General features: G+C 73.0%; 23 protein-coding genes. 11 read left to right on the plus strand and 12 right to left on the minus strand.

Annotated features, from left to right (window positions below; translation table 11 throughout):
• Nucleotides 1-331: 331 nt before the first annotated feature.
• On the minus strand, nucleotides 332-1,231 hold the full coding sequence (locus ACTG9Q_RS13530) for an ROK family protein (RefSeq protein WP_455573088.1): 900 nt from the start codon (nucleotides 1,229-1,231) through the stop codon (nucleotides 332-334).
• Nucleotides 1,232-1,402: 171 nt separating this feature from the next.
• Here ACTG9Q_RS13530 and ACTG9Q_RS13535 point away from each other — a divergent pair, with 171 nt between their 5' ends.
• The 4 genes from ACTG9Q_RS13535 (at nucleotide 1,403) to ACTG9Q_RS13550 (ending at nucleotide 7,400) form a co-directional block, all read left to right on the plus strand.
• Nucleotides 1,403-2,185, plus strand: coding sequence for a DeoR/GlpR family DNA-binding transcription regulator (locus ACTG9Q_RS13535; RefSeq protein ID WP_455573089.1), 783 nt, complete (start codon nucleotides 1,403-1,405; stop codon nucleotides 2,183-2,185).
• A 66-nt stretch (nucleotides 2,186-2,251) separates the two neighbouring features.
• Entirely contained in the window at nucleotides 2,252-2,755 is a 504-nt protein-coding gene (locus tag ACTG9Q_RS13540) for a VOC family protein (RefSeq protein WP_455573090.1), read from the plus strand.
• Nucleotides 2,752-3,504 (plus strand): pirin family protein, encoded by a 753-nt coding sequence (locus ACTG9Q_RS13545; protein ID WP_455573091.1) that lies wholly within the window; start codon nucleotides 2,752-2,754, stop codon nucleotides 3,502-3,504. Before ACTG9Q_RS13540 ends, ACTG9Q_RS13545 begins: the two co-directional genes overlap by 4 nt.
• Nucleotides 3,505-3,635: 131 nt before the next feature.
• Nucleotides 3,636-7,400, plus strand: a complete 3,765-nt coding sequence (locus ACTG9Q_RS13550) for an NPCBM/NEW2 domain-containing protein (protein WP_455573092.1) — start codon at nucleotides 3,636-3,638, stop codon at nucleotides 7,398-7,400.
• Between the two features lie 149 nt (nucleotides 7,401-7,549).
• Here the strand turns inward: ACTG9Q_RS13550 and ACTG9Q_RS13555 are convergent, their stop codons facing one another.
• The 5 genes from ACTG9Q_RS13555 to fabG are packed head-to-tail and all read right to left on the minus strand — an operon-like array spanning nucleotide 7,550 to nucleotide 11,645.
• Nucleotides 7,550-8,161: a TetR/AcrR family transcriptional regulator gene (locus ACTG9Q_RS13555; protein WP_455573093.1), complete on the minus strand. Its 612-nt coding sequence runs from the start codon at nucleotides 8,159-8,161 to the stop codon at nucleotides 7,550-7,552.
• Nucleotides 8,158-9,246, minus strand: coding sequence for an acyl-CoA dehydrogenase family protein (locus ACTG9Q_RS13560; RefSeq protein WP_455573094.1), 1,089 nt, complete (start codon nucleotides 9,244-9,246; stop codon nucleotides 8,158-8,160). The genes ACTG9Q_RS13555 and ACTG9Q_RS13560 overlap by 4 nt, the downstream gene beginning before the upstream one ends.
• Complete coding sequence (locus tag ACTG9Q_RS13565) at nucleotides 9,243-10,427, minus strand: acyl-CoA dehydrogenase family protein (RefSeq protein ID WP_455573095.1); 1,185 nt, start codon at nucleotides 10,425-10,427, stop codon at nucleotides 9,243-9,245. Before ACTG9Q_RS13565 ends, ACTG9Q_RS13560 begins: the two co-directional genes overlap by 4 nt.
• Before the next feature lie 10 nt (nucleotides 10,428-10,437).
• On the minus strand, nucleotides 10,438-10,890 hold the full coding sequence (locus tag ACTG9Q_RS13570; protein ID WP_455573096.1) for a MaoC family dehydratase: 453 nt from the start codon (nucleotides 10,888-10,890) through the stop codon (nucleotides 10,438-10,440).
• Nucleotides 10,890-11,645 carry a 3-oxoacyl-ACP reductase FabG gene (gene fabG, locus ACTG9Q_RS13575; RefSeq protein ID WP_455573097.1) on the minus strand — a complete coding sequence of 252 codons (756 nt, stop codon included), beginning with the start codon at nucleotides 11,643-11,645 and terminating at the stop codon, nucleotides 10,890-10,892. Before fabG ends, ACTG9Q_RS13570 begins: the two co-directional genes overlap by 1 nt.
• Before the next feature lie 126 nt (nucleotides 11,646-11,771).
• Between fabG and nudC the strand changes: the two genes are divergently transcribed.
• Nucleotides 11,772-12,593 carry an NAD(+) diphosphatase gene (nudC, locus tag ACTG9Q_RS13580; protein WP_455573098.1) on the plus strand — a complete coding sequence of 274 codons (822 nt, stop codon included), beginning with the start codon at nucleotides 11,772-11,774 and terminating at the stop codon, nucleotides 12,591-12,593.
• A gap of 65 nt (nucleotides 12,594-12,658) precedes the next feature.
• Here the strand turns inward: nudC and ACTG9Q_RS13585 are convergent, their stop codons facing one another.
• Complete coding sequence (locus tag ACTG9Q_RS13585) at nucleotides 12,659-13,429, minus strand: helix-turn-helix domain-containing protein (protein ID WP_455573099.1); 771 nt, start codon at nucleotides 13,427-13,429, stop codon at nucleotides 12,659-12,661.
• Nucleotides 13,430-13,494: 65 nt separating this feature from the next.
• On the opposite strand from ACTG9Q_RS13585, the gene ACTG9Q_RS13590 reads away from it, so the two are divergent.
• Nucleotides 13,495-14,115 (plus strand): phosphoribosyltransferase, encoded by a 621-nt coding sequence (locus ACTG9Q_RS13590; protein WP_455573100.1) that lies wholly within the window; start codon nucleotides 13,495-13,497, stop codon nucleotides 14,113-14,115.
• Here the strand turns inward: ACTG9Q_RS13590 and ACTG9Q_RS13595 are convergent.
• Entirely contained in the window at nucleotides 14,104-14,382 is a 279-nt protein-coding gene (locus ACTG9Q_RS13595) for an STAS domain-containing protein (protein WP_455573101.1), read from the minus strand. The two genes, ACTG9Q_RS13590 and ACTG9Q_RS13595, sit on opposite strands and share 12 nt — an antisense overlap.
• A gap of 160 nt (nucleotides 14,383-14,542) precedes the next feature.
• Nucleotides 14,543-14,830: a hypothetical protein gene (locus ACTG9Q_RS13600; protein ID WP_455573102.1), complete on the minus strand. Its 288-nt coding sequence runs from the start codon at nucleotides 14,828-14,830 to the stop codon at nucleotides 14,543-14,545.
• 615 nt (nucleotides 14,831-15,445) lie between these two features.
• Between ACTG9Q_RS13600 and ACTG9Q_RS13605 the strand changes: the two genes are divergently transcribed.
• Together ACTG9Q_RS13605 and ACTG9Q_RS13610 are read left to right on the plus strand one after the other, a co-directional pair.
• Nucleotides 15,446-15,793 (plus strand): hypothetical protein, encoded by a 348-nt coding sequence (locus ACTG9Q_RS13605; RefSeq protein WP_455573103.1) that lies wholly within the window; start codon nucleotides 15,446-15,448, stop codon nucleotides 15,791-15,793.
• Nucleotides 15,794-15,918: 125 nt separating this feature from the next.
• Nucleotides 15,919-16,215, plus strand: a complete 297-nt coding sequence (locus ACTG9Q_RS13610) for a hypothetical protein (RefSeq protein ID WP_455573104.1) — start codon at nucleotides 15,919-15,921, stop codon at nucleotides 16,213-16,215.
• A gap of 64 nt (nucleotides 16,216-16,279) precedes the next feature.
• Here ACTG9Q_RS13610 and ACTG9Q_RS13615 read toward each other — a convergent pair whose 3' ends face one another.
• The 3 genes from ACTG9Q_RS13615 to ACTG9Q_RS13625 form a co-directional block, all read right to left on the minus strand.
• Nucleotides 16,280-18,613 (minus strand): glycoside hydrolase family 65 protein, encoded by a 2,334-nt coding sequence (locus ACTG9Q_RS13615; RefSeq protein WP_455573105.1) that lies wholly within the window; start codon nucleotides 18,611-18,613, stop codon nucleotides 16,280-16,282.
• A complete protein-coding gene (locus ACTG9Q_RS13620) occupies nucleotides 18,610-19,341 on the minus strand; it encodes an HAD family hydrolase (RefSeq protein ID WP_455573106.1) in 732 nt (243 codons plus the stop codon). Before ACTG9Q_RS13620 ends, ACTG9Q_RS13615 begins: the two co-directional genes overlap by 4 nt.
• Before the next feature lie 284 nt (nucleotides 19,342-19,625).
• Nucleotides 19,626-20,012, minus strand: coding sequence for a hypothetical protein (locus ACTG9Q_RS13625; RefSeq protein WP_455573107.1), 387 nt, complete (start codon nucleotides 20,010-20,012; stop codon nucleotides 19,626-19,628).
• A gap of 79 nt (nucleotides 20,013-20,091) precedes the next feature.
• Between ACTG9Q_RS13625 and ACTG9Q_RS13630 the strand changes: the two genes are divergently transcribed.
• The 3 genes from ACTG9Q_RS13630 (at nucleotide 20,092) to ACTG9Q_RS13640 (ending at nucleotide 21,308) form a co-directional block, all read left to right on the plus strand.
• A complete protein-coding gene (locus ACTG9Q_RS13630) occupies nucleotides 20,092-20,517 on the plus strand; it encodes a hypothetical protein (protein ID WP_455573108.1) in 426 nt (141 codons plus the stop codon).
• A 181-nt stretch (nucleotides 20,518-20,698) separates the two neighbouring features.
• Complete coding sequence (locus ACTG9Q_RS13635) at nucleotides 20,699-21,025, plus strand: hypothetical protein (protein ID WP_455573109.1); 327 nt, start codon at nucleotides 20,699-20,701, stop codon at nucleotides 21,023-21,025.
• Nucleotides 21,009-21,308: a DUF6235 family protein gene (locus tag ACTG9Q_RS13640; RefSeq protein WP_455573110.1), complete on the plus strand. Its 300-nt coding sequence runs from the start codon at nucleotides 21,009-21,011 to the stop codon at nucleotides 21,306-21,308. Before ACTG9Q_RS13635 ends, ACTG9Q_RS13640 begins: the two co-directional genes overlap by 17 nt.
• Nucleotides 21,309-21,442 lie beyond the last annotated feature (134 nt).

Here is a 21,442-nt window from a genome sequence, read left to right on the forward strand (position 1 = left end):
GTCGTCGATCTTGACGTAGAGTGCGGTGAGAAGGGTGTTCAGGTCGGTCGTCACAAACTGATCTTGAACACCCTTCGCCCGTCTCCAGCCACCGCCTCGACTTACGCATTACTCGTCTAGGCGGCGAGTATCTGGTCAGAGGCTGTCCGCGCTGGCCGGGAGGTTATTCGGCTGCTGCCTGCCTGCCCGGCAGGTTGGCGCCCCACGCATCCGGTGTCTTGGCCGAAGGGCCGCCCACTGGCCGGGGATTACTTGGTCGCGGCTTGCCTGCCCAGTAGGGCCGCGCCCAGGCGGCGAGTGTTCGGTCGAAGGTTGCCTCCGCTGGCCGGGATCACTCGGCTGCGGCCTGCCAGCCCAGGAGGGCGGCGCCCGCGCGGCCGGCGTCCTGGCCGAAGGCCGCCCGCACCACCCGGGGCCTGCGCTGGAAGGTCAGCCGGGCGTGCAGGTCCTCCCGCACGGGATCGATCAGCGCCGCCCCCGCCTCGGCGAGGCCGCCGCCCAGGACGACGACCGAGGAGCCGACCACGGTGACGGCCGCGGCCAGCGCGGTGCCGAGGGCGGCGACGGCGTCGGCCCACACCGCGGCGGCGTCCGGGTCGCCGGTGGGCAGCAGGGCCGCGACCTCGGCGGCCTCGGCCGCCCGGCCGGTGCGCTCGGCGTAGCGGCGGGACACCGCCGGGGCCGCGGCCAGCGTCTCCAGGCAGCCCCGGGCGCCGCAGTTGCACGGCAGTCCCGCCGGGTCGACCACCATGTGCCCGATCTCGCCCGCGTAGCCGCCCGCCGCCAGGGAGTGGCCGTCGACCTGGAACGCGGCGGCGATGCCGGTGCCGATGGGCAGGAACACCGCGTCGGCCTCGCCCGCGGCCGCGCCGACGGTGAACTCGGCCAGGCCGCCGGTGCGCACGTCGTGGCGGACCAGCAGCGGCAAGCCGGTCAGCCCGGCCAGCTCCGCGCGCAGGGGGACATCGCGCCAGCCGAGGTTCACCGCGGTGTGCACGTGCCCGGTGGCGTCGTCCACGATCCCGGGCACCGCGACGCCCACGCCGACCACCCGGGCGGACGCGGCCAGCCTGCCGATCAGGTCGGCGAGGTGGGCGGTGTCCACCGCCCCGTCGACGCGCCTGGTCGGCTCGCGCAGCACCTCGACCGGCGTCAGGTCCCGGTCGACGAGCGCCGCCTTCACCGACGTCCCGCCCACGTCCACCGCCACCACGTGCGACTCGGCTGCCATGCCCGTCCTTCCCAGGTCGACTGTGCGCGCTCGCGCTCGCACCCGGGGGGAATCTTGCGCGAAGACGCAGGCGATGCCAAGCGGTTCGGCGTTGTCCCCGCCCGGAGTGGACGATACTTTGCAGCACCGCGCATGATCGCGCGGCGGTGATGCGCACAAGTGGAGGTGACGGTGGACCGGTACGAGCGTCTCAGCACGCTGCTCGACATCCTGGGGCAGCGCGGCAAGGTCGATGTGGACGATCTGGCCGAGGAGCTGGGTGTGTCCGCCGCCACGATCCGCCGGGACCTCGACCACCTCGCCGAGCAGCAGCTGCTCACCCGCACCCGCGGCGGCGCGGTCGCCAACAACGTCGCCTACGACCTGCCCCTGCGCTACAAGACCGCCCGCCACGCCACCGAGAAGGAGCGCATCGGCAAGGCCGCCGCCGCGCTGGTCGCCCGCGGCTCGGTGGTCGGCCTCAACGGCGGCACGACGACCACCGAGATCGCCCGCGCCCTGGCCATCCGCCCCGACCTGAGCGCGTCGGAGGAGCCCGCGCTGACGGTGGTGACCAACGCGCTCAACATCGCCAACGAGCTGGCGGTGCGCCCGCACGTCAAGATCGTGGTGACCGGGGGGGTGGCCCGCCCGCAGTCCTTCGAGCTGATCGGCCCGCTGGCCACCCGCATCCTCGACGAGATCACCCTGGACCTGGTGTTCCTCGGCGTGGACGCGGTCGACCCCGCCGACGGCGCCTACGCCCACAACGAGGGCGAGGCCAGCATCAACCGGCTGATGGCCGACCGGGCCCGCCGGGTCGCGGTGATCGCCGACAGCTCCAAGATCGGGATGCACGCCTTCGCCCAGATCTGCCCGACCACCGCGATGCACCTGCTCATCACCGACGCGGGCGCCTCGCCGGAGGCCATCGCCGCCTTCCAGGCCGAGGGGGTGGAGGTGCACGTGATCTGACCTAGTTGACATGTCAACCAGTGCTGGTACTGTAGTTGACGTGTGAACTAGTGAGAGGGGGCCGTGATGGCACTGACCGAGACCCAAGTGGCCGAGTACGACGCGATCCGCGACCGGCTGCGCGCCGAGCTGATGCTGGAGAAGGCCGAGCGGCCCGCCGCGGCGGCCCGCGGCATCCACCACACCGCGCTGATCTCCGGCGACGTCCGGCGGACCGTCGAGTTCTACCAGGACGTCCTCGGCTTCCCGCTGACCGAGATGTTCGAGAACCGCGACTACCCGGGCTCGACGCACTTCTTCTTCGACGTCGGCAACGGCAACGCGTTGGCCTTCTTCGACCTGCCCGGCCTCGACCTCGGCCCCTACGCCGAGGTGCTGGGCGGGCTGCACCACCTGGCCATCTCGGTCACCGCCGAGCAGTGGGCCGCCGCCAAGGCGCGGCTCTCGGCCGCGGGGGTGGAGTACGCCGAGGAGAGCGGCACGTCGGTGTACTTCAAGGACCCCGACGGCGCCCGCGTCGAGTTGATCGCCGACCCGCTCGGCGAGATGTACGGAGAGGCAGTGGTATGACCGGCATCGACATCCGCCGCGCCGACGAGCGCTTCGCGACCCGCATCGGCTGGCTCGACTCCAAGCACTCGTTCTCCTTCGGCCGCCATCACTCCGCCGACAACACCCACTTCGGCCTGCTGCTGGTCAACAACGACGACATCGTCGCGCCCGGCGCCGGTTTCGACACCCATCCGCACCGCGACATGGAAATCATCACCTGGGTTCTGCGCGGAGCCCTGGTGCACCAGGATTCCGAGGGGCACAACGGGGTCATCCACCCGGGACTGGCGCAGCGGATGAGTGCGGGCAAGGGGATTCTGCACTCGGAGAAGAACGACTCCTGGCGCCTGACCGGCGCGCCCGCGCACGAGGAGCCGGTCCACTTCGTCCAGATGTGGGTGGTCCCGGACGAGGCCGGCGGCGCGCCGGGCTACGAGCAGCGCGAGATCGACGCGGACCTGCTCGGCGGCGGCTTCGTCCCGATCGCCTCCGGCGACCCGGCGCGGGAGGCGGCCATCGCGATCGGGCAGCGCCACGCCACCCTCCACGCCGCCCGCCTCCAGCCGGGCGAATCGGCCACCGTCCCCGACGCGCCGTTCACGCACGTCTTCGTCCCGGTCGGCTCCGCCACCCTGGAGGGCGGCGACGCGCTCTCCACCGGCGACGCCGCGCGCGTCACCGCGACCGGCGGCCAGCGGATCACCGCTGGTCACGACGGCGCGGAGGTCCTGGTCTGGGAGATGCACGCGACCGTGCGCCTGGGCTGAGGCCCACCCCGCCGAGCCGGAGCCGCCTGTCACGGCTGCTCCGGCTCAGTGCTGCCCGGGGTAGTGACAGCGGTCGCCTCATGCGCTAAGAATGGCGACAACTGTTCGCCATTGCTCGCTAAGGGGCCGTAATGAGCATCTTCATACATCGGAAGCGGTGGATCGCCGGGCTCGCCGCTGTTGCTCTGGCCATCCCCCTGGTCGGGACGCCCGCCGCCGCCCAGGACGCCGACCGGCTCGGCGCGGTGACCGGGTTCGGCGTCGACCAGGGGACCGTCACGCTCACCGCCGGGAAGGCGGCCGTGCGGGTCGTGTTCCTCAAGGACGACGTGTTCCGCCTGTGGCTGGCGCCCGACGGCGAGTTCACCGACCCCGCGAGCACGCCGCCGCGGGACCCGGAGGCGCCCGCCTCGGCCATCGTGGTCAAGCGGGACTACCCCACGCCCGCGGTCACGACCGAGGACAGGGGCGACCACTACTCGATCAGCACCGCCAAAGCCGAGGTCCGCGCCTACAAGAACCCGCTGCGCTTCGCCCTGCACCAGGGCGGCAGGCAGATCTGGGCGGAGACCGCGCCGCTGTCCTGGACCGACAACGCCGCCACCCAGACGCTGACCCGCCAGCCGCTGGAGCAGTACGTCGGCGGCGGGATGCAGAACGGCCGGTTCTCCCACCGCGGCCAGAGCATCCGCATCACCCGCGACTTCGACTGGGACGACGGCGGCAACCCCAACGCCTCGCCCTACTACATGAGCACCGCGGGCTACGGCGTCCTGCGCAACACCTTCGCCCCCGGCCGCTACGCCTTCACCGACCCCGTCGCCACCACCCACGACGAGCGCCGCTTCGACGCCTACTTCTTCGTCGGCGACCTCAAGACCTCCCTGGACCGCTACACCGAGCTGACCGGGCGCCCCTTCCTCCCGCCGATCTACGGCATGGAGTACGGCGACTCCGACTGCTACAACCGCGGCCACTACCGCCCTGGCCTCGACCCCGACCCGAACAACGACTGGAAGTACCACCCGGACAAGGAGATCACCACCGACGCGGTCGCGATCGCCCAGCGGTTCCGCGACGAGCGGATGCCCGCGGGCTGGATGCTGGTCAACGACGACTACGGCTGCGGCTACTCCGCCGACCGCGACGCCTACGTCCCCAACCCGAACCCCGGCGGCGTGGAGCGCTACGTCGGCACCCGCGACCTGCCCGCGCTCGTCGAGACCGGCGAGGGTCTGCGAGAGCGCGGAATCCAGATGGGACTGTGGACCGAGGCCAGCCTCGACCGCCAGCCCGAGGAGGTCGGCGCGGCCGGGGTGCGCGTGCGCAAGCTCGACGTCGCCTGGGTCGGCCCCGGCTACCGGCACGCCCTGAGCGCCTGCGACACCGCGCACGGCGGCATCGAGGCGCACAGCGACGCGCGCGGGTACTCCTGGATGGTCGAGGGCTGGGCGGGCGCGCAGCGCTGCGCCGTGCAGTGGACCGGCGACCACAGCGGCACCCTGGCCAACATCCCCTGGCAGATCCCGGCCATCCACGGCTCGGGCAACTCCGGCATCGCCTACGCCGCGGGCGACATCGACGGCATCTTCGGCGGCTCGGCCGTCAGCTACGCGCGCGACCTGCAGTGGAAGGCGTTCACCCCGGCCCTGATGACGATGAGCGGCTGGTCGACGCCGAAGTTCAAGCAGCCGTGGGCCTACGGCGACCCGTACACCGGCATCAACCGGGAGTACCTGCAGCTGCGCGAGCGCCTGCTGCCCTACCTCTACAGCTACGCCGCCGAGGCCCACCGCACCGGCGCGCCCATCAACCGCTCGCTGATCCTGGAGTACCCCGAGGACCCGAAGACCTGGGACGACACCACCAAGCACCAGTTCCTCGCCGGGCAGGAGTTCCTGGTCGCCCCGATGTGGGACACCGGCGAGGTGAAGAACGGGATCTACCTGCCCGAGGGGCAGTGGGTCGACTACTGGAGCGGCCGCGTCCACCATGGTCCGACCACAGTGGACGGCTACCACGCCCCGCTGGAGCGGCTGCCGCTGTTCGTCAAGGCGGGCGCGGTCGTGCCGATGTGGCGGGCGGGCATCACCGGGCACGCCCAGCAGGCCCCTGGCGACCGGCTGACCCTGGACGTCTACCCGCGGGGTCGCTCCTCGTTCACCCTCTACGAGGACGACCGGCTCACTCGCGCCCACCGCGACGGCGCCGCGGCCACCCAGCGCTTCGACGTCACCGCCCCGGAGTCCGACCGCGGCGACGTCAGCGTCCGCATCGGTGCGAGCGTCGGCTCCTACAACGGGAAAGCGGCCAGCCGCCCGTACGAGCTGACAGTCCACACCGGACGGGCGCCGAACCACGTCGACATGGCGGGCAAGCTGACCCGGCACCCCACCCGGGCCGCCCACGACGCCGCCGCCACCGGCTGGTTCTACGACGCGGAGGACCGCGGGGGAGTGGTGCGCGTCAAGACCGCCCCCGTGGGCACCGACACCGCCGCCACGGTGACCCTGCGTGGGGCCAGTTCGATCGGCGGCGGCCCGCACGTCGCCGACGGCTTCGCCACCGCGGGACTGACGGGACCGGCCCTGTGGAACGCGCCGGGCACGCCCACCGAGGTCGAGGCCACCTTCACCAACAACGGCACCGCCACCCTGCGCGACGTGCGGCTGACCCCGGCCCTGCCCGCGGGCTGGACGACCACGGCGCGTCCCGCTTTCGCCCAGGTCGCGCCCGGTCAGCGGGTCAGCGCCACCCTGGCCGTCACCCCCGCCGCGACCGCGGAGCCCGGTGACCGCACCCTGCGCCTCGACGCCACCTACCTGGGCCGCGCCAACCAGCGGCGCACGGTCAGCACCGCGGCCAACGCCCTGCTGCCCTTCGCGTCGATGTCCGCCGCGGCCAACACCGTCGGCGTGACCGACGCCGCGACCGTGGCCGCGGGCCGCTTCGACAGCGACGGCAACAGCTTCCCGGCCGAAGCGCTGGCGGCGGCGGGCTACACCCCGGGCGCCGAGGTGACCGCCAACGGCGCCGCCTTCACCTGGCCGAGCGGCGCGCCCGGCACCCCGAACATGGTGCGCGGCGCCTCGGCCCCGATCCTGGTCGAGGGCCAGGGCAGCCACCTGGCGTTCCTGGCCTCCGGGTCGAGCACCAACGCCACCGGCACGGTCGTCGTCCGCTACACCGACGGCACCGAGTCCAGCCACGCCCTGCAGGTCCCGAACTGGTCGTTCCAGGACCCGGGCACCGGCGGGGCGAAGCTCGCCGTCTCGGTCAAGGGCAGGCACACCCCGAGCGGCCTGGCCAACACCGACGTCGACTACCGGGTCTTCTACACCACCGTCGAGCTGACACCCGGCAAGAGCGCGGCGGCGGTCCGGCTGCCCGCCGGGTCCACCATCGGGTTCTTCGCCGCGACGGTCCACGACCGGCCCCGCCCGCCCGCCCCGCGCGGCCAGGCGTGGGTCAGCGACCTGGAGTGGATCGACGCGACGAACGGCTGGGGCCCGGTCGAGCGCGACCGCAGCAACAACGAGAGCGCGGGCGGCGACGGCAACCCGCTCACCGTCGACGGCCTGGTGCACGCGAAGGGGCTGGGCGCCCACGCCCCGTCCACGGTGACGGTCAACCTCGGCCGCCGGTGCACCCGCCTCACCGCGGTCCTCGGCGTCGACGACGAGATGGCCGGGCGCGGCTCGGTGGTGTTCACGGTCATCGGCGACGGCACGGAGAAGTACGCCTCCCCGGTCCTGCGCGGCACCTCGGCCGCGCTGCCGGTCGAGGTCGACGTCACCGGGGTCGACACCCTCGACCTCGTCCTGGCCGACGGCGGCGACGGCATCGGCAGCGACCACGGCGACTGGGCCTCAGCCAAGCTGGCCTGCGCGCCCTAGTCCGGAAGGCAGGGGGTCGGCCCACCAGGGCTCATCCCCTGCCTTCTCGGTTCGTCTGAGCACCTGGTCCGCCCGCCCGGCTCGGCCGGGCGGCCGCGTTCCCGTGGAGCTGCCCACTTTCCAGACGTTTTCGCACCCCGAAGTAGTGGTCAGGCTGCCGCGCCCAGCATCGAGAGGACCAGGGCGGCGTACTGCTCGCCCAGCGTCTCCGGGTCCGGTTTGGCGTCCGGGGTGTACCAGCGGGCGACGTCGATGCCCAGGGACAGCACGGCACGCGCGGCGGAGCGGATGTCGGGGGTGGTGAACGCCCCCGCCGCCACGCCCTCCTCGATCAGCCCGCGCACCACTCGTTCCGTCTGCCTGCGCAGATCCACCACCACGTCGTAATCCGGCTGGGGCAGGGCCGACAGCTCGTACTGCACGATCCGCGCCACCCGGTGCCGCCGCGCGTGCCAGGCGACGAACTCCGCCACCAGCGTCCGCATCCGCGCGGCGGGCAGGCCGGGACCGCCCGCCGCCGAGGTCACCATGGCCAGCGCCTTCTCGTGCCCACTGCGGCTGATCGCCGACAACACCGCCGCCTTGGACGGGAAGTGCACGTACAGCGCCGCCGGGCTCATCCCCGCCGCCATGGCGATGTCCCGCGTCGTCGTGGCGTGGAAGCCGCGCTCGCCGAAGGCGGCCACGGCGGCGGCCATGAGCCTGCGCGCCGCGTCCGGTCGGACGTCCGGCCACAGCTCGACGGGCAGCGGGTCGGTCATCCCGGCAGGTCCACGAGCGGGGCCAGCGCGGCGCGGTGGCGGCCGGGCGTGCCGAGGGCGATCTCGTCGGCCTTGGCGCGCTTGAGGTACAGGTGGACCGGGTGCTCCCACGTCATCCCGATGCCGCCGTGCAGCTGGAGGCATTCCTCGGCGGCGCGCACCGCGACCTCCGCGCACAGCGACTGCGCGCTGTGCGCCAGCAGGGCACTGTCCACACCGGAGTCCAGCGCGTCCGCGGCGGCCTTGGCGGTGGCGCGGGCCAGGACGATCTCCTGCCACAGGTCGGCGAGGCGGTGCTTGAGCGCCTGGAACGACCCGACCGGGCGCCCGAACTGGTAGCGCTGCTTCAGGTACGCCACCGTCGTCGTCAGACACCACTCGGCGATCCCCACCTGCTCGGCCGCCAGGACGGCCGCGCCCACCCGCAGCGCGTGCGGCACCGCGCCCGAGCCCCGCAGGCGGGTGGCGGGCACCCCGGCGAAGGTCACGTCGGCGACCGGGCGGGTCAGGTCCAGCGAGCTCACCGCGGTGACCTCGGCGTGCTCGGCCAGCCACAGGGCGCCGTCGGCGGGAACGAGGAACAGCGACGCCATGCCCGCGTCCGCCACGCTGCGCACGGTCCCGGTCAGCCTGTCCCCGTCGACCCGCACCGACGGCAGGGGCCCGTCCGCCCAGGACGACAGCGGAACCACCAGCGCCGCGGTGGCCTCACCCGCGGCCAGCGCCCGCAGCGCCGCCGCCGCGGCCGGGTCCTCCCGCAGGTGCAGCAGCGCGGCGGTGGCCAGCACGGCGCTGCCCAGGAACGGGACCGGCGCCACGGCGCGGCCCAGCTCCTCGGCCACCACGGCCGCCTCGCGCCAGCCCGCGCCCTGCCCGCCGAGCGACTCCGGGACCGGCAGCGACGTGACGCCCATGTCCCTGGCGAGGGCCGACCACAGGGCTGGCCACGGGGCCGACCATGGGGTCGGGTCGGGGCCGTCGCCCTCGATCCGGTCCAGCACCGCGACCGCGGTGGCGCGGTCGGCCAGCAGCTCGGCGACCGCGGCCCGCAGCTGGGTCTCGACGTCGGTGTCCAGCAGGCTCATCGGGGCAGGTCCTTCCACGGCACGTCCTTGTCCACCCTGGCCTCGGCGGGCAGCCCGAGCACGCGCTCGGCGATGATCCCGCGCAGGATCTCCGACGTGCCGCCCTCGATGGAGTTGCCCTTGGCGCGCAGGTAGCGGTAGCCGGCGTCACCGCCGGTGAAGTCCACGGTGTCCGGGCGGCGCAGCGCCCAGTCGCCGTAGCGCAGGCCGTCCTCGGCCAGCAGCTCGACCTCCAGGCCCGAGAGCCGCTGCGCGAGCCGGGCGAAGGCCAGCTTCATCGCCGAGCCCTCCGGCCCCGGCGAGCCTGCGGCCAGGCCCTCGCGCAGCCGCTGCCCGGCCAGCCGCAGGGCCTCGCTCTCCACCCACAGCGCCAGCAGCCGCTCGTGCAGTTCCGGCGTGCGCAGCGATGGGTTGTCCCGCCAGGTCTTGGCGACGACGCCGACCATGCCGCCCTCGCGGGGCATCGGCCGCGAGCCGATGGCGACGCGCTCGTTCATCAGCGTGGTCTGCGCGACCCGCCAGCCGTCGCCGACCGCGCCGAGGCGGTGGGCGTCGGGGACGCGGACGTCGGTGAGGAAGACCTCGTTGAACTCCGCCTCGCCGGTGATCTGGCGCAGCGGTCGCACGTCCACGCCCGGCGCGGTCATGTCGCACACGAAGTAGGTCATGCCCGCGTGCTTGGGCACGTCGGGATCGGTGCGGGTGACGAGGATGGCCCAGCGGGCGGTGTGCGCGCTCGAGGTCCACACCTTCTGCCCGGTCACCACCCAGTCATCGCCGTCGCGGCGGGCGCGGGTGGCCAGGCCCGCGAGGTCGGAACCCGCGCCGGGCTCGGAGAACAGCTGGCACCACACCTCCTCACCGGTCCACAGCGGACGCAGGAACCGGGCCCGCTGCTCGTCGGTGCCGTGCTTGAGGATCGTCGGGGCGGCCATGCCCAGGCCGATCCCGATGCGCCGCGGGTCGTTGTCCGGCGCGCCCGCGTCGGCCAGCGCGGACTCGACCACGGGGTGCAGGGCGATCGGCGCGCCGAGGCCGCCGAGGCCCTCGGGGAAGTGCACCCACGCCAGGCCCGCGTCGAAGCGGGCGCGCAGGAACTCCAGCCGGTCGGTGGTGGCCGGGTCGTGCTCGGCCAGGAAGTCGGCGACGCGCTCGCGCAGCGCCTCGGTCGTCCAGGTCATCGTTGTCCCCTCACGGCACCAGCAGCACGACGGTGTCGGCCACGCAGCCGGGCTTGGCCTCGCCGTCGATGTCGACGGTCTGCCGGAACACCGCCTGCACGCCGAACTTGGCCGCCGTGACCTCCAGCAGCTCCGAGCCCATCCGCACCCGCGCGCCGACCTTGACCGCGGTCGGGAAGCGGACCTTGTTCAAACCGTAGTTGATCCCGGCCTGGAACCCCTCGAACCGGTAGATGCCGCGTCCCAGCAGCGGCACCAGCGACAGCGTCAGGTAGCCGTGGGCGATCGTGCCACCGAAGGGGCCCGCGGCGGCACGATCGATGTCCAGGTGAATCCACTGGTGGTCGCCGGTGGCGTCGGCGAACTCCTGCACCCGCTCCTGGGTGACCTCCAGCCAGTCGCCGTGGCCGAGGTGCTCGCCGACGGCGGCGGTGAGGTCGTCGATCCCGGTGAAGACGCGCATCAGTTCCTCGGCCCGCCCGCGACGTAGATGACCTGCCCGGAGATGAACCCGGACTCCGGCCCGCACAGGAACGACGCCAGCGCGGCGATGTCCTCGGGCTTGCCGGTGCGCCCGACCGGGATGGCGGCCGCGGCGGCGGCCTTGAAGTCCTCGAACGGCACGCCGACGCGGGCGGCGGTGGCGGCGGTCATCTCGGTCTCGATGAACCCCGGCGCGATCGCGTTCGCCGTCACGCCGAACTTGCCCAGCTCGATGGCCAGGGTCTTGGTCAGCCCCTGCAACCCGGCCTTGGCGGTGGCGTAGTTGGCCTGGCCGCGGTTGCCGAGCGCCGAGGTGCTCGAGAGGTTCACGACCCGGCCGAACTTCTGCTCGACCTGGTGCTTCTGCACCTCGCGGGCCATGAGGAACGAGCCGCGCAGGTGCACGGTCATGACCGTGTCCCAGTCGTCGTCGGTCATCTTGAACAGCAGGTTGTCCCTGAGCACGCCCGCGTTGTTGACCAGCACGGTCGGCGCGCCCAGCTCGGCGGCCACCCGCGCCACCGCGGCCCGCACCGCCTCGGCGTCCCCGACATCGGCGCCCACGGCGAGCGCCCGCCCGCCCGCGGCCGTGATCGCCTCGACGGTGTTCGCGCAGGCCGCCTCATCGAGGTCGACCACGGCCACCGCGTGTCCGTCCTTGGCCAGGCGCAGGGCCACGGCGGCCCCGATCCCCCGGGCGGACCCGGTGACGATGGCGGTGCGGGACTCGGGCACGGCACTCCTCCGATCAAACGGAACTAAGCAAGCGCTTAGCAACCTACTCGCCGGTTCGGTCCGTTGTCCAGATCCTCGTCTTCACGGGACAGGCACGACCGGTCATCCGCCGCCTAGGCTGGACGGGTGATCAGTGACGCTCACGCCCTGCCGTACACCGGACTGACCCTCGACCGCGCGGGCGCCCACCGCGCCGACCCGCGGTGGCTGGCCGCCGCGCGCGGCGCCCCCGGCGCCCGCTGCCTCCTCTTCTGGCGCGACCGCTGCGTCGTCGCCGCCGACGGCCTCCCGCGCACCACCGCGGCCCCTGTGGACGCGGTGTTCCTCGGCCGCGACCACGCGCCCCTGTTCGCCGCCGACCTGTCCGATGTGGACGACCCGGGCAGCGTGGACATCCGGGCGCTGTACGGCACCGTCTCCCGCGAGGACGCCACCCGCCTGGCCTACGCCCGCGGACTCCTGCACTGGCACCGCACCCAGCGCCACTGCGGCGCCTGCGGGCACCCGGCCGAGGTCCGCGACGGCGGGCACCGGCGGGTGTGCGCCGGCTGCGCGCGCGAGCTGTTCCCGCGCATCGAGCCCGCCGTCATCGCCCTGGTCGAGCACGGCGACCGCTGCCTGCTCGCCCGCCACACCGCCGCGGCGGGCTACTCGACCCTCGCCGGTTTCGTGGAGATCGGCGAGAGCCTGGAGGACGCGGTGCGCCGCGAGGTCGCCGAGGAGGCGGGGGTCTCGGTCGGCGAGGTCGGCTACCTCGGCTCGCAGTCCTGGCCGTTCCCCGCCGGCCTCATGGTCGGCTTCCGCGCCGTGGCGCTCTCCGACCACATCGCCGTCGACGGCAGGGAACTCACCGACGCCCGCTGGTTCACCCGCGCGGAAATCGCCGACCTGCCCACCCGCCCGGACTCCATCGACGCGTTCCTGATCGCCTCCTGGCTGGCCGCTTAGGGCGCCGGGGCGATCCAGCGCCGGGGGGCCCGACTGCGCCGCCGGCACGACACGGGCATGACCGATTAGCTGCGGAACGCCTGCGCCGTGGTGGCGTCGGCGGGGAACAGGGCCTCGATCGACAGTTCCGAGACGGTGACGTCGGTGGCGCCGCCGAAGGTGGTCACGGTGCCGAGGAAGGTGAGCACGCTGTCGTCGTGGCGCAGACGCAGCGGCACGACGACGTCGTCGTTCGGGCCCGCGCGGGGGATGTCGCCGGGGTAGGCGCACAGCTCGTCGTAGAGCTCGCCGAGGGACTCGTCGGCGGTGAGGGCGATCTTGCGGCGCAGCCGGTTGAGGACGTGGTCGCGCCACTGGGCCAGGTTCACGATGCGCCCCGCCAGCCCGTCCGGGTGCAGGCTGACGCGCAGCGCGTTGATCGGCGGGGTCAGCAGGCCGGGGGCCACGCCGACGAGCAGGGCGTCGAGGCCTGCGTTGGACTCGACCACGCGCCACCCGCCGTCGACCATCACCGCCGGGAACGGGTCGTGCCCGGCGAGGGCGTGCCGGGCGGCGCGGCGGATGGCGGACATCCCGGGGTCGTCCAGCGGGGTCTGGCTGAACAGGGGGGCGTAACCGGCGGCCAGCAGCATGCGGTTGCGGTCGCGCAGCGGCAGGTCCAGGCTCTCGCCGAGGATCAGGACCATGTCCCGGCTCGGCAGGGCCCTGCCGGTCTCCACGAAGCTGAGGTGCCGGGTGGAGACGTCGGCCTGCAGCGACAGGTCGAGCTGGCTGAGCCTGCGGTGCTCTCGCCACTGCCGCAGCAGCGCGCCCACGGGAACCTGTGCGGTCGTCATGGTTGAGACGGTAGGGATGGTCCGCTGATCAAGCCATTACGCGGGAGGTCATGCAGACTGGGCGGATGCGGTTCGCCGACCGGGCTGAAGCGGGCCGGGTGCTGGCCCGGTCCCTGGCCCGGCTGGGCTTGGACGACCCCATCGTGCTGGGGCTGCCGCGCGGGGGAGTGCCGGTGGCCGCCGAGGTGGCCGCGGCCCTGCGCGCCGAACTCGACGTCGTCGTCGTGCGCAAGGTGGGCGCCCCCGGCCGGGCCGAACTGGCCGTGGGGGCCGTCGGCGAGCAGGGGGTCACGGTCCGGATGGACCACGTCCTGGCCGACCTGGGCATCGAGTGGGCCGAGGTGGAACCCGTCGCCGAGCGCGAGCGCGCCGCCGTGGCCCGCCGCGCCGCGGCGCTGCGCGGTGCCGCCGCCCCGCGCGACCTGACCGGCCGGGTGGCCATCCTCGTCGACGACGGGATCGCCACCGGCGCGACGATGGCCGCCGCGGTGCGGGTGGTCCGCGGCCGCGGCGCGGCGCGGGTCGTGGTCGCCACCCCGGTCGCGCCCGCCGGGACCGGCGAGGCGCTCGACGCCGACGACTTCGTCTGCGTCCGCGCGCCCAGGCGCTTCTCCGCCGTCGGCCAGTGGTACGCCGACTTCTCCCAGGTGACCGACGACGAGGTCCGCGCGGCTCTAGGGGTCTAACCGCAGCCCGGGTGGTGTGCCCAGCACCTCCAGCAGCCTGCGCAGCGCCGCGGGCGGGTTGTGCAACACCAGCTCGCCACCGGCCAGCGTCGACGCGGCCTCCACCAGCGCCGCCGCGGCCCAGACGTCGACGAAGTCCATCTCGGACAGGTCGAGGTGGACATCGCCCGCGGCCTGGCGGCACAGGGTGCGCAGCAGTTCGGCGAAATCGGGCCGATTGCGCAGGTCGGCGGGCCCGGACAGGCGCCGGGGGTCCGGTTCGGTCACGGCAGCGGGTACCGGCGGACGGGTGTCGATGCGGCCACGGCGTGCCCCTCCGGCGCGGTTTCGGTCAACCGAGTGGCGAAAGCGTACGCGGAGCGGGCGGCCAGGGAACCGGGTCGAAAGTCCCCACCCGAGGGTTCCTCAGCGCTGGTCCGCGCGGTGGCTACTTGTCGACCGGGTCGACCACCTTCGACGCCGCGGAGATGATCGACCACAGCGGGCTGCGGGTGCGTTCGTAGTAGACGCGGCGGTTGGCGGGCTCGCGGTACTCGGTGAGCATGCCGAGGTCGACGAGGCGGGTCAGCTCGACCCCGGTGGCGCTCTGCGCGATCACCGTCTTGGGCGGCTCGGACTGGTAGAAGCGCGGCCCCGCGTGCTGGTGAATCCACAGGGCCAGGCGCAGCCTGCTCGGCCTGCCGAACAGCAGCCTGCCCACATCTCCCGCGTCCATCGTCGGCGCTCCTGACCTCGCAACATCCTATCCAGTTTCAAGATAGCGGCGGCGGTGTCGGCTGGCAACCAAGAGGGCAATTTAGGCATACAACTATCAAGATAATGTGCTTTATTCGACAGGCGGCGCTCGTGCGGGTTCGGGCTTGACGAGCAGTCATAGGGGTGATGGGTGGGTGAAACGACAAGGTGGTCGTGGTCGCGTCCTCGGGACGTCAAAAGCGCAAGGAGAGGGAAGGGTGGGCATTGGATGACGAGCGGGTGGAACCGGATGCCAAACCGGCGGCGTCTGGCCTTACGGAACCGATTCGGGAAGGTCGGCGAATAGCTCATCGGCGCCGGGGAGTCAGCCCGGGAGCGGGTCGACCCGGGCGGTGGTGGACAGGGGAGACACGGCGGATTCCGGTCAGCGGAGCCAGTTCCGGATCACCGGTACCGTCGAGCGGGGAGCGCCGCAAAGGTGCCGACGGCAACGCGAATTCGAACGCCTGTGCGACGAAGCGACGACTTAACCAAGTCGTCGATAACCGAGTCGGTGAGTTTCACCTCAACCGCAGTAGGGTAAACGATGGTGCCGCCGCCCCCAGACGAATCGAGGCCGCCCCTCATGACCCTTATGTCCACAACAGACCCAACGCTCAACGTGCGCCCGACCGACGCGGACATCGCCGCCCCGCGCACGCGCTTCACCGCCGCCGCTCGGCCGGGCGGGTCACGGCACGCGCGTCCCGGCCTGCGCCTGGCCCTCTCGGTGGACCGGGCACTGGCCGACCTGAGCGCCCCGGCGGCGGTCGCCGAACTGACCGCAGGTCTGGCCTGGGCCGCGGCCCTTGGCGAGACGTGCCTGCTCAGCGCCGCTGTCACCGACGTCCGCCGCGGGATCGCGGCGCTGCGCGCGGGTGACGTGGGCGCCGCGGCGAACGCCCTTGAGGCCGCCCGCGGCGACCTGCCTGATCTTCCTTAGTCCACTCGGGACTATCATCTGGTGTCACCCCTCCGGGTGGCCCGAGCGGCAGTCCGCTCGGGTGCGATGCACGCTCCCCTTACACCGACCCGCAACGGCGCGGGCCGCCATTCCAGGAGCCACCGATGACCCGCCAGTTGGACGCACCACCCGTGTTCGGATCGCCATCACCCGGCTTGGACCTGCGCCGCGCCGTCGAGGCCGCGCTGGCGGGCCTGGACGGCCCGGCCCCCGGCTGCGACGCCGTGGCCGACGACCTGCTCGGCGCCCTGGCCCGCACCGCGGCGATCGGTGACACGTGCGTGGTCCTGCCCGCCGCCGAGGCCGTGGGCGCGGCCCGCGGGCACCTGCGGGCCCGTCGGGTCGAGGCGGCGCACACCGCCCTCACCACCGCGTTGTCGCTGCTGGCGCGTCGTTCATAGCGGTCCGGTCTTCTCTGGTTGATCAGCGCGGCTGCCCTGGTGTGGGCAGCCGCGCTGTTTCGTTTCAGTGCGGCCTCGGCTCCCGCCCCGGCGGTGGGGTCGGGGTGGGGAAGACGGGCCCGGGCGGGATGTTCAGCGTCACCGGCTCCTCGCCCATCTCCACCGGCGTGCCGTGGTGGCTCACCGTCACCGGCGGCCCGGAGACCAGGCGGTAGCAGGCGGTGTCCCGGACGACCTCGACCCTGATCCTGCTGCCCCGCCAGCACATCCGGAACGACACCCTGGCCAGCTTCGCGGGCAGCCGGGGCGCGAAGGTCAGCTCGCCGCCGTGGTCGCGCATCCCGCCGATGCCCGCGACGACCCCCGTCCACGCCCCGGCCAGCGAGGCCATGTGCAGCCCGTGGCGGACGTTCCCGTGCAGGTCCCGCAAGTCGGTCATGGCGGCCTCGACGAGGTAGTCGTAGGCGAGGTCGAGGTGGCCGCACTCGGCGGCGACCACGGCCTGCGTGCCCGCCGACAGGGACGAGTCCCGGACCGTGCGCGCCTCGTAGTAGGCGAAGTCCGCCGCCTTCTGCTCCAGCGTGAAGAGGTCGCCGCGCAGGTGCAGGGCCAGCACCAGGTCCGCCTGCTTGACCACTTGCCTGCGGTAGAGGTCGAAGTAGGGGTAGTGCAGCATCAGCGGGTAGTGGTCCTCGGGAGTGCCCGCGAAGTCCCACTCCTCGTGCGAGGTGAAGCCTTCCGACTGCGGGTGCACCCCCAGCATGTCGTCGTAGGGGACGCACATGCGCTCGGCGGCGGCCGTCCACGCCGAGGTCTCGTCCTCGCCGACCTCCAGGCGCTCGGCGGCGCCGGGGTTGCGCCGACAGGCCGCCACCGCCTCGGTGAGGTTCTTCTGGGCCATGACGTTGGTGTAGATGTTGTTGTCCACCACGGCGCTGTACTCGTCCGGCCCGGTGATGCCGTCGATGCGGAAGCCGTCGTGCGGGTCGTGGTGGCCCAGCGACATCCACAGCCGCGCGGTCTCCACCAGCAGTTCGACGCCCTCCCGCGCGTCGAACTCGGTGTCCTCGGTGGCGGCGGTGTAGCGCGCCACCGCGGCGGCGATGGCCGAGGAGACGTGGAAGGCCGCGGTCCCGGCGGGCCAGTACGCCGAGCCCTCGGCGCCGTTGATGGAGCGCCACGGGAACGCCGCGCCCTTCTTGCCCAGCACCCGGGCGCGCTCCCTGGCCTTGGGCAGCGTGTTGTACCGCCAGCGCAGGGCGTCGCGGGCGGCGTCGGGAACGGTGTAGGTCAGCACGGGCAGCACGAAGGTCTCGGAGTCCCAGAAGGCGTGCCCGTCGTAGCCGGGGCCGGTCAGGCCCTTGCCGGGGATGGCCCGGTTCTCCCCGCGCACGCCTGCCTGCACGATGTGGAACAGGGCGAAGCGCAGCGCCTGCTGCAGGTGCGGGTCGCCGTCGACCTCGACGTCGGCGACCTCCCAGAAGTCGTCGAGGAACGCGCGCTGCTCGGCCAGCAGCCCGTCCCAGCCGGTCTGCCGCGCGCCTGCCAGCGCCGCCTCCACCTGCGCGCGCAGCGCGGGCGCCGACCGCGCGCCGGACCAGCCGTAGCCGAGGTACTTGGTCAGGCGCAGGCTTTCCCCCGGCCTGACGTCCACCGCGGCGGTGAGGCGGGCCAGGTCGGGTTCGATGCTCATGGCGCTGCGCAGGTTGTCCGGGGCCGCGAGGTCGTGGTCCATGCCCGCGGCGACGCGCAGGCCGGACTCGCGGGTGTGGTGCACCAGGATCGCCCGGGTGTCCCCGCCGTGCTGGTGGTCGGCGACCAGCGGGTCGCGCAGGGCGGCGGCCACCCTCGGGTCCCGCGTCTCGGTGCCGATGGGCTCGTTGGCCAGCAGGTCGGACTGCACCACGAGCTGCAGCGGGCGCTCGAGCGGCTCGACCTCGTAGCGGATCGCGGCCACCGCGCGCTGGGTGAAGGACACCAGCCGCTGTGAGCGCACCCGGATGCGCGCGCCGGTGGGGGACTCCCAGTCGGTCTCGCGGCTCAGGACGCCGGTGCGGAAGTCGAGGGTGCGCTGGTGGGCGGTGGCCCTGCCGTAGCGCATGTCCAGGGGCTCGTCCTCGACCAGCAGGCGGATGATCTTGCCGTCGGTGACGTTGACGATGGTCTGCCCGGCCTCGGGGTAGCCGTACCCGGCTTCGGCGTAGAGGAGTTCGTGCTCCTCGTAGAAGCCGTTGAGGTAGGTGCCGGGCAGGCCGACGGGCTCGCCCTCGTCCAGGGTGCCCCGCAGGCCGATGTGGCCGTTGCCGAGGGCGAAGGTCGACTCGGTGCGGTGCAGGTCTCCCACGGCGAGGCCGTTCCAGCGCAGGTGCCACGGGGCGCACTCGAAGCCCGGCGTCACGGGGCCACCAGCAGGTCGGCGAGGTCGGTCACCACGATGTCGGCGCCCTGGGCCCGCAGCGCGTCGCCCTGGCCGGTGCGGTCGACGCCCACGATGTAGCCGAACCCGCCCGCCTTGCCCGCGGCGACGCCGGAGAGCGCGTCCTCGAACACCGCGGCGTTGGCGGGGGCCACGCCCAGCGCGGCGGCGCCCGCCAGGAACGAGTCGGGGGCGGGCTTGCCCGCCAGGCCGTCGCGGGCGATGACCACGCCGTCGACGCGGGCCTGGACGTACTCGTCGAGGTGGGCCGCGGCCAGCACCGTGGCGCCGTTGGCCGAGGAGGTGACCACCCCGATGGCCAGTCCCGCCTCACGGGCGGCCTTGAGGTAGGCCACCGATCCCGCGTACGGCTCGACGCCCTGGTCGGCGAGGATGTCCAGCAGCATCTCGTTCTTGCGGTTGCCAACGCCGTGCACCGTCGCCATGTCGGGCGGGTCGTCCGGGGTGCCCTCGGGGAGGGTGATGCCGCGGGCGGTGAGGAAGGCGCGCACGCCGTCAGCGCGGGGGCGGCCGTCGACGTGGGCGAGGTAGTCCCCGTGAGTGAAGGGGCGGCGGTCCCCTTCCGGCCGGTCGGCGAGGACGTCGTCGAAGGTCTTCTGCCAGGAGGCCTCGTGCTGGGCCGCGGTGCCGGTCAGCACACCGTCGAGGTCGAACAGGCAGGCGGTGATGGCGTCGGGCAGTCCGATCATTCCCTGACGCTACCGTCGTGGCGCTGACCTGGCAGAACGTGAGCGACGCCACGGCAAGTGATCTCTTGCCGGGGAACGTCAGCGGATGGTCGGACGTTATGGGGGTGTCGCCGCCTGAAGCAGGGCCGGCCGACGTTTCCCGGGCAGGTCCCACCCCCGTCCTGCCCGGACGCACGTCGGCCCGGTGCGCCGGCGACCCCGCCGCCGATCGGACCCATCCCCCCAAGGTCCGGTCGGCGGCATCGCGCTCCCGGCGTCCGCCTGAGGCGACCGGTCGTTCGGGGTTACTCCGGGTGGTCTTCCCGGAGGGACTTGGCCACCGAGCCGCCTGCCTCGTCGGCGGACTGGCCGCGGCCCGCGGCCTCGGTCGGGGGCCGGTGCAGGCGGTCGACGGGGGGTGTCTCCTCGGGGAGGTTCGCGTAGCGGTCCTCGTCGTCGGGGATGTCGTCCACCGGGCGCTCGGCGCGCTCGGCCTCGATGGCCGCGGTGACGTCCGGCTCCTCCTCGGCGAGGCGGTGGTCGAGGTCGTCGCCGACGCGCTGCTCCTGCGGCGTGGTGCCGAAGCGGTCGGCCCCGGCCCAGCGTTCCGGGGGCTCGATGCCCGCCTCCAGGGGGTCGAGGTCGAGGGCTTCTTCGTCCAGGCTCTCGGCCTGGCTGCGATCGCTGGTCATGGCCGGGCTGTACCCGTTTCGCCGTTCGCCGAACCGGGTATCTCTCCTATGCTCACCATGCCCTGGAGGGAGACCGCTCGTGGACGACGGCACCTATATCGCTTTTCTACTGGTCGGAATTGTCGTGGTGGTGGCGGACGCGATGATCATCTACCGGGGCGGGCTGCGCTATCTGGGCAACTCCTACGCCGAGGCGGGCACCGCCAAGTCCATGGCCCGGCTGGTGGCCTCGCTGTTCGCCATCGCCGTGCTGGGCGTGCTGGCCCTGGTCTCCGCGGTGGACATCGGCGGCGACACCGCCGCGCAGGCGATCGTGCTGCGCCTGGGCATCGTGCTCATCCTGGTGGCGATCGCGCACGGCATCACGATCAGGATTCTCACCCGGATGCGTGACCGGCTCGACTCCGAGAACAAGACCAAGCAGCACTACGGTTCGCAGAACACCCCGCCCGTGCGCCCCGCGGGCCAGTCGTCCACTCCGAAGGTGCGCGACGTCCGTCCCTAGTGGACAGGACGTCCGCTGATCCCGGCGCCGACCTGGCATCCATGACGCGGTAACGACTTCGCCGTGACCTCGGCCCGGTGGGCCGGTGCGCGAAGCACTGGCCGCCCTGCCTGCCCGGACGCACACTGAGGACTCGGCGGCGCCCGCGTCGCCGTCCATCCCACGGCGACGGGAGTGCGACATGACCGCGATTGCCCGGTCGGGCTTACCCCGCAGCAAGGCGGACCGCAGCGCGGCGGACATGATCACCGTGGCGCTGTCCGCGCTGCCAGCCAAGGGCCGCCGCATCGCCATGCGCAGGCTCGCGCTGGCTCTGGCCAACCAGCAGCGCACCGGCGACACCACTGTCGTCCGGCACTTCCTGGAAAGCCTCGTCCTCACCGCCCGGATGGTCCGCACGCCGGGATATGCCGAAGCCATCGCCACTCGGTCACACTCCGAGACGGACCTCGATGTGGGGGACGTTGTGGCGAGGCTGGAGGCCCACGACCGTGACTCGGGAACGTAAGCGACTGCGGCTCTCCCTGGGGATGACCCACTTGGAGGAGTGGGCGGCCACCGCGGGCCAGGCCGACAAGAACGCCCTGTACAAAATGCTGTTCGCGGTGGCCGACGGTTCGGTGTTCCGAACCTACAAGGTGCTCGACGACGTGCAGATGGTCGGTGAGTTCTTCGTGCTGGTGCGCGAGGACCTCGTTGTCAAGGTGTCCTTCCCCCGGCCGGGGACTTTCGGCGTCCTCTACATCGGCTCGCCCGCCGAGGGCCCGTTCCGCGACGTGGAAGCCGCGTGACGCGTTTGTCAAGGGGCTTCTCGGGCGGTGCTCCTGCCGCTGATCAGCCCAACCAGTTCCCGCATTGTTGAGCTTGCGCGTCCCCCTGTGCCAGCCTGGCCACGAGGGCACGGCCGTCGCGTCTTCCGTCATTC

It is taken from the genome of Actinokineospora lacus, assembly GCF_053813445.1.

Bases quoted from the DNA above. Each gene is read 5' to 3' on its own strand.
- ACTG9Q_RS13530 (WP_455573088.1), bottom strand. From the start codon at position 1,231: ATGGCAGCCGAGTCGCACGTGGTGGCGGTGGACGTGGGCGGGACGTCG.
- ACTG9Q_RS13540 (WP_455573090.1), top strand. From the start codon at position 2,252: ATGGCACTGACCGAGACCCAAGTGGCCGAGTACGACGCGATCCGCGAC.
- ACTG9Q_RS13545 (WP_455573091.1), top strand. From the start codon at position 2,752: ATGACCGGCATCGACATCCGCCGCGCCGACGAGCGCTTCGCGACCCGC.
- ACTG9Q_RS13550 (WP_455573092.1), top strand. From the start codon at position 3,636: ATGAGCATCTTCATACATCGGAAGCGGTGGATCGCCGGGCTCGCCGCT.
- ACTG9Q_RS13555 (WP_455573093.1), bottom strand. From the start codon at position 8,161: ATGACCGACCCGCTGCCCGTCGAGCTGTGGCCGGACGTCCGACCGGAC.
- ACTG9Q_RS13560 (WP_455573094.1), bottom strand. From the start codon at position 9,246: ATGAGCCTGCTGGACACCGACGTCGAGACCCAGCTGCGGGCCGCGGTC.
- ACTG9Q_RS13565 (WP_455573095.1), bottom strand. From the start codon at position 10,427: ATGACCTGGACGACCGAGGCGCTGCGCGAGCGCGTCGCCGACTTCCTG.
- ACTG9Q_RS13570 (WP_455573096.1), bottom strand. From the start codon at position 10,890: ATGCGCGTCTTCACCGGGATCGACGACCTCACCGCCGCCGTCGGCGAG.
- ACTG9Q_RS13585 (WP_455573099.1), bottom strand. From the start codon at position 13,429: ATGACGACCGCACAGGTTCCCGTGGGCGCGCTGCTGCGGCAGTGGCGA.
- ACTG9Q_RS13590 (WP_455573100.1), top strand. From the start codon at position 13,495: ATGCGGTTCGCCGACCGGGCTGAAGCGGGCCGGGTGCTGGCCCGGTCC.
- ACTG9Q_RS13600 (WP_455573102.1), bottom strand. From the start codon at position 14,830: ATGGACGCGGGAGATGTGGGCAGGCTGCTGTTCGGCAGGCCGAGCAGG.
- ACTG9Q_RS13605 (WP_455573103.1), top strand. From the start codon at position 15,446: ATGTCCACAACAGACCCAACGCTCAACGTGCGCCCGACCGACGCGGAC.
- ACTG9Q_RS13610 (WP_455573104.1), top strand. From the start codon at position 15,919: ATGACCCGCCAGTTGGACGCACCACCCGTGTTCGGATCGCCATCACCC.
- ACTG9Q_RS13620 (WP_455573106.1), bottom strand. From the start codon at position 19,341: ATGATCGGACTGCCCGACGCCATCACCGCCTGCCTGTTCGACCTCGAC.
- ACTG9Q_RS13625 (WP_455573107.1), bottom strand. From the start codon at position 20,012: ATGACCAGCGATCGCAGCCAGGCCGAGAGCCTGGACGAAGAAGCCCTC.
- ACTG9Q_RS13635 (WP_455573109.1), top strand. From the start codon at position 20,699: ATGACCGCGATTGCCCGGTCGGGCTTACCCCGCAGCAAGGCGGACCGC.